Origin of the sequence: Rhodococcus artemisiae, from assembly GCF_036327795.1 — a bacterium.
Lineage (GTDB): Bacteria > Actinomycetota > Actinomycetes > Mycobacteriales > Mycobacteriaceae > Rhodococcus > Rhodococcus artemisiae.
On the sequence record NZ_JAUTXY010000011.1, the window covers coordinates 91,973 to 101,895 of the forward strand.

At 67.4% G+C, this 9,923-nt stretch carries 3 protein-coding genes; all 3 read left to right on the top strand.

All coding sequences use genetic code 11. The features are described from left to right. Positions 1-99 precede the first annotated feature (99 nt). From Q7514_RS21765 to Q7514_RS21775, 3 genes are read left to right on the top strand one after another with little or no spacing between them, the layout of a single operon-like run. Complete coding sequence (locus Q7514_RS21765; protein WP_330135336.1) at positions 100-1,371, top strand: MFS transporter; 1,272 nt, start codon at positions 100-102, stop codon at positions 1,369-1,371. A 26-nt stretch (positions 1,372-1,397) separates the two neighbouring features. Next, positions 1,398-2,168 carry a thioesterase II family protein gene (locus Q7514_RS21770; RefSeq protein ID WP_330135337.1) on the top strand — a complete coding sequence of 257 codons (771 nt, stop codon included), beginning with the start codon at positions 1,398-1,400 and terminating at the stop codon, positions 2,166-2,168. Further along, positions 2,165-9,922, top strand: a complete 7,758-nt coding sequence (locus tag Q7514_RS21775) for an amino acid adenylation domain-containing protein (RefSeq protein WP_330135338.1) — start codon at positions 2,165-2,167, stop codon at positions 9,920-9,922. Before Q7514_RS21770 ends, Q7514_RS21775 begins: the two co-directional genes overlap by 4 nt. Position 9,923: the final 1 nt, after the last annotated feature.

The following is a 9,923-nucleotide window of genomic DNA, read 5'->3' on the forward strand; positions in this document are numbered from 1 at the left end:
AATAAGATAGCTTAGGCTCACCTCAAATGGGGATCGTGTTCGTTTCCCTCGCAATTACCGCCGACGTTTCGCAATTGCTTTCTGATGCCCGGAGAAACGATGTCCACCTCACCTCTGCCCGTCACCGATCCCACCTCCGCCCCGCCCTCGGCCATGTCCAGGACACAACGCCTGACACTCGTGGCCCTGCTGTACTGCACGCAGAACCTCTCACTGGGCATGTTCACCTACGCATTCCTCACCATCGCGCAGGCGAACGGTGTCTCCCTTGCCACGATCGGAGCTGCGACCGGGCTCGCGACTCTCCTCGTTCTCAAATTCCTCTGGGCTCCGCTCGTCGACCGATACGGCTCCTCACGGCTGGGCCACTACCGCGGCTGGCTGCTCGCGACACAATCACTGCTCGCCGTCGGCGCCGCATCGCTCGCTCTCCTCGACCCCGCGGAGGACTTCTCCATCGCGCTGGTCATCTACGCCGCGTTGTTCATCGTGGCCGGTACCCAGGACGTTGCCGCGGACGCCGCCACGACGCGGCTGCTCACGCCGTCCGACCGCGGGATCGGCAACGGCTTCCAATCCGCGGGCAGCTGCGTCGCCCAGATCGTCGGCGGCGGGCTCGTTCTCCTCGTGTACGGCGCTGCGGGCTGGGCCGCCGCAGCCCTCGTTCTCGCTGTCTGGAGTGCCCTTCCGTTGCCCTTCGTCCTGGCCTGGAACGAGAAGACCACCACCGCCACACAGCCACGACCACGCGTCACTCGCAAGACGATCACGCAGTTCTTCACGCGCCCGGAGGTCGCCCGGTGGGCCCTGTTCCTGTTACCCGTGTACACAGCCGGCGGGACGATCTCCTACAACCTGGTGCGCCCGATGCTCGTCGACGCCGGGTGGTCCGAATCCGAGATCGGCACCGTGGTGGTGATCGCCGGCAGCGCCTTCGGCATCGTGTCGGGTATCGCCGCGGGGATGTTCATCCGACGACTCGGACGCCGACTGTCGCTGGTCGCGCTGGGCCTGACCCAGGTGGCGGCATGCCTGGGCACCGTCGCGCTCGCGCTCGGATCCGACGGCCGCGCCGCTGTGATCCTCGTCGTGGCATTGTCGAATATCGGCTTCGCCGCCTCGGGCGCGATCGTCTACACGATCTCGATGGACCTGGTGCGGCACGAATCCGCCGGCACCGACTTCACACTCTTCACGACCGTCTCGGGCATCGCGATGGCAGTTGCCGGTGGACTCGGCATCGCCGCCGCCGGTTCCGCCGGGTTCGTTCCCGTCACGGTCTTCGCCGTACTGCTTGCTGCCGTCGGTGTGGTGGTGGTCGGCAGGGGGATCACCCCCGTGCTCGCCGCCGTGCCCTCCGAGGTCCCCTGACCGCTCACCTTCCAAGGATCAGTCACATGTTGCACAACGTCGGAAACACCACGTCACCATCCCTCCGGACAGTCCGCAGCACGCTCTCGGCCAGGCACCGGCTGGTGATGCTGCCGCACGCGGGTGGCGGCGCGTCGTACTATCGCCGACTCGCGACCGGTATCGCTCCGGATGTGGACGTGATCGTCGTCCAATACCCGGGCAGGGAAGACCGGATCGACGATTCACCGTCGGATTCTATTATCGCACTAGCTGATTCGATCGCCCGGGAAATATCGGCCACCGAGATGGACGCTCCGATCCTCTTCGGGCACAGCATGGGCGCGCTGGTTGCGTTCGAAGTCGCGCGGCGACTGGAGAGCGACGGGCGACCGGCATCCGCACCACATCACGTCGTCCTGTCCGGCCGAGGTCCCCAACCACCGTCGTCGACCGTCCACCGGTCCTCGGATGACGAACTCGTCCGCACCATCGAGGAGCTCGGCGCTACTCCCGCGGGACTGCTGGACGACGCCGACATCCGCGCGATGCTCCTCGGACCGATCCGCGACGACTACCGATTGGTGGAAACCTACCGCCTCGAACCCGCTCCGCCGCTCACCGCCGATATCACGACCTTCGCCGGCGTCGACGACCCCACGGTCGAGCCCTCCGCCGTCCGTGCGTGGCAGCAGATGACCCGGGGACGATACCGATCCGAGGTGTTCCCGGGCGGGCACTTCTTCCCCGCCGAGAACACCGACACCTTCCGCGAGGCACTCGACCGCGTCATGAGCCCCCGCGGGGCAGATTCATGACGAGCGATGCTGTGACATCTGCGGGGGCGACATCTGCAGGGGCGACATCTGCCGGGGCCGACCGTCAGGCACTGCTCGACCGGTTGCTCACCTCGTCCACACCTGTTCCCGCAGCCCCGACCGACGGACCTCGACACGTTCCGATCACCGGGCCGGTACCCGCATCCGGTGCGCAGGAAGCCCTGTGGTTCGTCGAACAACTGGACGAGTCCCCCCGCTACAACATGACGATGACCCTGCGGCTGGACGGTCGACCGGACGTCGGCGCGCTGCGCACGTGCGTACAGGCACTCGTCGAACGTCATCCGGCCCTCCGCACTTCGTTCACCGTCATCGACGGGCACCTACACCAGGTGGTCCACGACCACGTCACGCTTCCGTGGACCTGCGCGGACGCCGACACCGACGATCTCGGATTCGTGACGGCACATGCCCTCACACCGTTCGATATCGAGGCAGGCCCCCTGGTCCGAGTCGGTCTGTGGCGGTTCCCCGACTCCTCGCACGTGCTGTCCCTGGTGGTGCACCACATGGTGGGCGACGGCCGGTCGTTCGGCATCCTCCTGAACGAGATCGCGCAGCACTACACCTACCTGACAGCACAGACCGGCAGCGCGCCGGTGGCACCCGCACTGACGTTCACCGATTTCAGTCGAGAACTGCACGCGCGATTGTCCTCGGGACTGGAAGCGCGCCAACGACGATGGTGGCAGGATCACCTGACCCCGATCCACTCCGGCACCACTCCACTACCCGACACCGCAATCATCGATCCCCAGGAGACCGGGGCGTCGCATGCCGTGACGTGGGATCTGCCCTCAGGCACCGCGGATCTCGTCGAACGATTCGCGCGTGCTGCGCACGCGACCCCGTTCGCGGTGGTCATGGCGGCTCTGCAGGCGCTGCTGTGTCGCTACGGCAGTCCCGACCGGGTCACCGTCGGCACCGCGGTGGACGGGCGCGGTGGGCCGGCCTACGAACACGTGGTCGGATACTTCGTCAACACCGTGCTCGTGCGTCCCGACATCGCCCCGGACAGTTCGTTCACAGACCACGTCGCAGCCACGGCCCGCACCCACACCGATGCGCTCCGGCACTCCGATCTGCCATTCGAGTCGGTCGTCGCTGCGGTGGCACCGACCCGAGACGGGGTTCGCACGCCCCTGTGCAACGTGTACCTCGTGCGCCAGGACGCGCCCGGCTCAATGCGATTCGGTGACGTGACGGCCCACCCCGTCGAACTGGGGGCATCTCCCGCCCAATTCGACCTCGTCGTCCACTGGGCAGACGGCGTGGATCAAGGCGCCCTGACCCTGGTCGCGGATGGATCGGTCCTCGACGAATCCACCGCGCTCGATATCGCGCGACACCTGTCGAACCTCCTCACGAACGCCGTGCGCAATCCCGGGACCCCACTGTCCGAACTCGTCATCGTCGACGACGTCGACCTCGACCGGATCCGGAACCTGACCGAGCCCGTGTCGCGACCATCTGCGATCGCCGGTGAACATGCCGGGATGACACCTGATCTCCGGCTCGTCGTCGCCGAACCGAACGGGATGGTGTGTCCGGTAGGTGTGGCCGGAGAACTCTTCCTCGTTCCCGTTCGTTCCGTGCTCGGCCACCGTCTCGGCCGCGACGCACAACCGCACGGCAGCTACGGGCGGTTGCTCGCAGACGGCACGGTCCGCCTGGAGACACGACCCGGCACCGCCGACGTCGACGGCGCACGCGTGGATCTCCGTGAGATCCGTGATGCCCTCGTACCGGTCGCCGACAGGGTCGAGTTGTGGCCTGTCGTATCGGATTCGGGTACACCCTCCCTGATTGTCGCCGCAACTCCGTCTGCAGGGCACGACCACGGCTCCCTGGCCACAGCTCTCCGGCCCGTCCTCGAGCCCCTGGGCGACAGCGCCCAGAGCGTGGTGATCGCAGCGTCGGCGCTCGGCAAGCAACCCCCGATCATCGATGACGAGACACTCGCACGCTGGCGGACAACGCTCGCACACTACGGGGACGGACTCGACCTGCGAGTACGCTCCGGGGCGGAACTACCCGACGACGATACTGCCGCAACGGAAGCCGGCCCGAGCAGTACGCTACTGCGCGGCGACCCGATCGCGGCGACGTGGGTCGCGCTTCCCGACGCCGTGCGCGACCGAGCCTGCATCGACCCCGGCGCCCCCGCACTCCGGGACGGGGACACCACGTGGACCTACGGCGATCTGGCCGGGCGAATCGCAGATATCCGAACCACGCTGCAGGACCGGGGTATCGAACCGGGCTCGCGCGTTGCGGTTCTCCTTCCCCACACTGCCGAGGTGATCGCGACGTTGCTCGCCATCACCTCGCTCGGAGGGGTGTACACGTGCCTCGATGCTGCTCATCCCCCGACCCGGCGCGCCCACGTGCTCGGTGCGTTCCGGCCCGCGATGATCGTGTCGAGCCGGGTGATGGCACCGTCTCTCACGGACCGGCCGGAGCCGGTGCTGACTCTCGACGAGATCCCCCGCACGGCCGCCCCCGGCCTCGACGAGATTCCGTCGGCGCCGGTTCTCCCGGACTCTCCCGCATACGTGCTCTTCACGTCAGGCTCGACTGGACCCCCGAAGGGCGTGATCGTCACGCACCGAAGCCTGTCGACACTGCTGTCCGCTTTGGCCACGGTCGTTGCCCTCGGTCCGGACGACGCGATGACCTGGATCACCACACCGAGTTTCGACATGTCGGTGCCGGAATTGTTCCTGCCGTTGACCACCGGCGCATGTGTCGTCGTCGCACCACCGGAAATATCACGGTCTCCCGACGAATTCGTGGACCTCCTCGTTCGCGAAGACGTCACCGCAGTGCAGGCGACGCCGACACTGTGGCGCGCACTGCTCGATACCGGCCGCGTTCCGACACACGTTCGCCGCCTCGTCGGGGCCGAACCGGTACCGCTGTCCGTCGCTCGGGATCTCGCGGACGGTGAGGCGACGGCCATCAACCTGTATGGCCCCACCGAAACAACTGTGTGGTCCACCTTCGCTCCGCTCGACGCCGACGCGGATCTCGTTCCGATCGGAACCCCACTCCCCGGTGCGGGATCGATCATCCTCGACGACGCACTTCGACAGGCCGCGGAGGGACACGACGGCGAGTTGTACCTGTTCGGTGCAGGACTCGCGTCCGGGTATCTCGATCGTCCCGCCGAGACCGCGGCACGGTTCATCGCGTGTCCGTGGGCTCCGAACGAGCGGATGTACCGGACAGGGGACCGCGCCCGACTGACCCCCGACGGCCGATTGGTGTGCCTCGGCCGAGTCGACAACCAGGTCAAGATCCGCGGATATCGGCTCGAACCGGGCGAGATCGAGCAGATCCTCGAACAACACCCTGCGGTGGCACGTGCCGTCGTGACCGCCGCATCCGGCCTCGGCAGCACCACATCGCTGACCGCCTTCGTGGTGCCGACCGCAGATGCGGCCGCCCGCGCCGAACAGCTCCTGTCCGCACTGGCGGGCACGGACGACGATGAGCCCGCAGGAGCATCCGATTCGGCTTCGCTGCAGCTCGTCTCATCGCACACCGACACCGACGCCGTCGACCGGCTCCGCTCGGTTCGCATCGACAACGAGATGCTCGGTCACCTGCGCAGCGCTCACGACGTCGATCTCGTACGAGGCGACCGCGTCGTCGGACTGATGCCCGACATCTCGACCCTGACAGCGTTCATCGATGCCGCTGCCCGCTGCCTGGTTGCGGGTGGCCGGATCGTGCTGAGCGGAGTCCTCGACCCCCGCGGAGCCGCGGACACCGCCGCTGCGCGGTCTCTCCTGCGAGCCGACGCGGACGCAGCGGCCGCAGACGTGCTCTCTGCGGTACCCGCCACATCGGGGTATCCGGCACAGGAACTCACGGTGGCACAGTCGCTGTGGGATCGATTGGTGGATGAGAATCCCACGCTGTCCCATGCGGAGATCATGCTCGATCCGACCGATCGGCCCGGGAGTGCTGCACGGTACGACGTCGTGCTGCACACCCTCGATGACGAGTACGCACCCATCAGACACGAAATGACATGGTCGACCCGACTCGAGCTCCCCGGCGCATTGGAGACCGCGATAGCGCAGGCAGGCCCGGTCGCGCTGCGATCCGTCCCTGATGCGCTGGCACACCGGATCCGTGCCGCCGTGGATTCCGCCCGCAACGGCGCATCTGTCGCGGATGCGGTGCGGGAGATCACCGTGGTCGCAGGCGTCCCCACCCGAGCGCAGCTGAACAACCGGATCGCGTCGACTGGCCGGGTCGCGCGGTTCTTTCCGGGAGCCGCGCCCGGCACGCTCGACATCGTCGCCCACGACGCCGCCGTCGACGTCCGCCGACCCGGACCCCTTCCACCCGAACCGCATGTACCCGAGTGGCGTTCGGACGACCCCGGTCGGGCCCACCATGCCGGGCTGGTCGTACCGGAGTTGCGCGCTCACATCACCGCCACACTGCCCGGGTACATGGTGCCGTCGGCGTTCGTCCTGACGGATACTCTGCCGATCACCCCCAACGGCAAGATCGACCGCACCGCACTCACCGCCCACAAGCCCTCCACCGCATCCGCAGGAACACCCACCGCGGCGAGCCACGACCGAATACCCGGACCTCGGCCCGTGGCCCGGATGTTCGAGGACGTTGCCGATGCCGTCCCCACCCGGACGGCACTCGAAGACGACACGGGCGCACGCAGCTACACCCGCCTCGACGCCGAAGCGAATGCCCTCGCCCGTATGTTGCTCGTACGAGGCGCGCGGGCAGGAGGGATCGTGGCGGTCTCGCTGCCGCGGAGCGCCGATCTCGTCGTCACTCTCCTCGCCGTAGCGAAGACCGGTGCCGCCCACCTCGTGGTCGATCCGGCACTGCCGGTCGATCGTCGCTCCGAGCTCCTCGATCGGGCGCGCCCCGCTCTACTGGTCACCTCACACCGGAACGAGGAACTGCTCTACGAAGGCCCCCTGTTCGTCCTCGACGACGCGGCAGTGGCCGGCGAACGCGCGGCAACCTCGACCGAACGTGTCGGTGACGACGAGCGCGGATGCGCTCTGACCGCCGACCTACCCGCCTATTCGGTGTTCACCTCCGGCTCTACGGGCAGACCCAAGCAGGTGCTGCTCGCACACCACGGCGTAATCCTGGTCCGGGAAACCCTGGCCGATCGTTTCGGTGACGATCCTTCCGATATCCGGGTTCTGCAGTTCGCGGCGGTCGGCTTCGATGCGCTGATCTTCGAACTGGCCATGTCCATCCTGAGCGGCGGGACCCTCGTCGTCACGAATCCGAACGCACTGCGGCCCGGTCCCGAACTCGCCGCGACACTCGCCGACAAGAGGATCAGCCACATCACGCTGCCTCCCTCGGCTCTGGCCGTGATGCCCGAGGACGGTGTCCCGCCCGCGACCACCGTGGTTCTGGCAGGCGAGGCCCTTCCTCCCGCGGTCGCAGCACGCTGGGGCGCTGTGCGCCGGATCTTCAATGCGTACGGGCCGTCCGAGGCCACGGTGATGACCACGATGAGCCGACCGCTCGACGGGCGCGGCAACCCGTCCATCGGCGCGCCGACCGTGGGACTCGGCGTCGATGTTCTCGACGAGCGCTTGCAGTCGGTGCCCGACAACACCGACGGCGAACTCTATGTCGCCGGCCCATCGGTTGCCCTGGGCTATCACGGGGCGCCGGCGACGACCGCGGAACGTTTCGTCGCATGCCCGTTCGGGCCTCCCGGTTCGCGGATGTACCGCACCGGCGACCTGGTGCGGCGCAGCAACGACGAGTTCGTGTTCCTGGGCCGCTCCGACACCCAGATACAGATTCGCGGTATGCGAGTCGAGCCGGCCGAAGTCGAGGACGCGCTCACCGCCGACCCCGAAGTCGCCACGGCCGCGGTCGTGGCGGTAGCCGATCGTTCCGGCCGACCGGAACTCGTCGCGTTCGCAGTGACGTCGACCGACCCCGCCGAGCTCAGGAGCCGGCTCGCCCGGAAGCTGCCGACCGCGATGGTCCCGGATCGCGTCTACGCTGTGAGCTCGCTGCCGCTCAACGTCAACGGCAAGATCGACCGCGCGGAGCTGCGGTCGCAGGCCACCGCATCAGCATCGTCCCCGGGCTCCTCCGCCGGTCCTGCCGCCGTGTGCGTGATCGTCGACGACCCCGCCGACGCACCCCGGATCGCACGTGCACTCACGCACCTCGCGATGACCGACCGGTTCGGTACAGCAGTGCCCACAGAGGTGTGGACCCGTCGAGACCGCTCGTCCGCACCCGAACGTGTCGTGATCGACGGAGGAGGCGTCGAACACGACGTGCGCACGGTGTGGGAAGACGTGCTCGGATGTGCGGTTCCCTCACAGGAAGCAGACTTCTTCGAGCTCGGTGGTCATTCACTGCGCGCCGCGGAGGTAGCATTTCGACTGCGCGATCGCGGGCACCGGGTCAATGTGCAGGACGTGTTCGAGCATCCGACGATCGGACGTCTGACCCTGGCGATACGGGGTACAGCGCCGGTGGTGGACGACGCCGACATCGAGGCGGACGCGGTTCTCGACACCGCCGTCGTCCCGGCGCCCGGCGGCCACCGGCGCTCCGCACGTGCCCCGGATCCGCACAACGTATTCCTCACCGGTGCAACAGGTTTCGCGGGCGCGTATATCCTGCGTGAACTCCTCGACAGCACCATCGCGAACGTCCACGTATTGGTCCGTGCCGGTGACGACTCGGCGGCGGAACGACGGATGCACGAGGCGCTCGCCGAACGGGGTCTCCTCCGTGAAACCGACACCGCCCGCATCCACGCCTACGCCGGAGATCTGGGTCTCGAGCGCTTCGGTTGGGACGAGCAACGCTTCGGTGCCGTAGCGGAACGGGTCGATGCCGTCGTGCATTGTGGCGCCGACGTGAATCTCCTCGCCTCGTACCGGCAGATGCGCGCGACGAACGTCGTCGGGACCACCGAGGTCTTACGCCTGGCCGCGGTCGCGGGAGGGATTGCGGTGCATCATATATCGACAACATCGGTCGTTCTGGGTATGGCCGCAGATACCGATGTACTCACCGAGGATGCGCCGATCCCGGCCGACGCGGTACTGCCCACCGGCTACGTGACGAGCAAATGGGTCGCGGAACGTCTCGCGCTGTCGGCTCGCGAACGTGGGATTCCTGTGAACATGTACCGCCTGTCCCGGGTCTGGGGCCCGACGACGACGGGCGAGTGCAATCCGGACGACGCACTGGTGACATTCCTCCGTGCCTCGGTGGAAGTGGGTGCAATGGCCGATGCGCTCGACGATGCGGACGGCGCTACCGACACCGATCTCGTGCCCGCGGACTACGTTGCACAGGTCGTGGTCGCCCTCCTACCGCGTGTGACCGGCACCGGACGTACCTACCATGTCGTCCATCCGAATCCTGTACCGCTGAGGGTGTTCGGTGATCGACTACGCGAACGTGGGTACCCGCTGGATGAATCGACCGTCGACGAGTGGTCCGACCGAGTCGCCCTGCATGCGGCCCGAGACGGTGCGGGCGGTGCCGTGCGCTCGTCCTCCGCGATGCGCAGCGCGTCGTCCGACCTTCCCACACTCGACGGATACACCGTCGACCGCCGCAATCTCGATGCCGACCTGGCGGGGTCGGGTATCGAATGCCCCGAGATCGACGAGACACTCCTCGACCGCTACTTCGACCAATTGATCGACACCGGCGTTCTGCCGCCGCGAGATCGGAGATGAC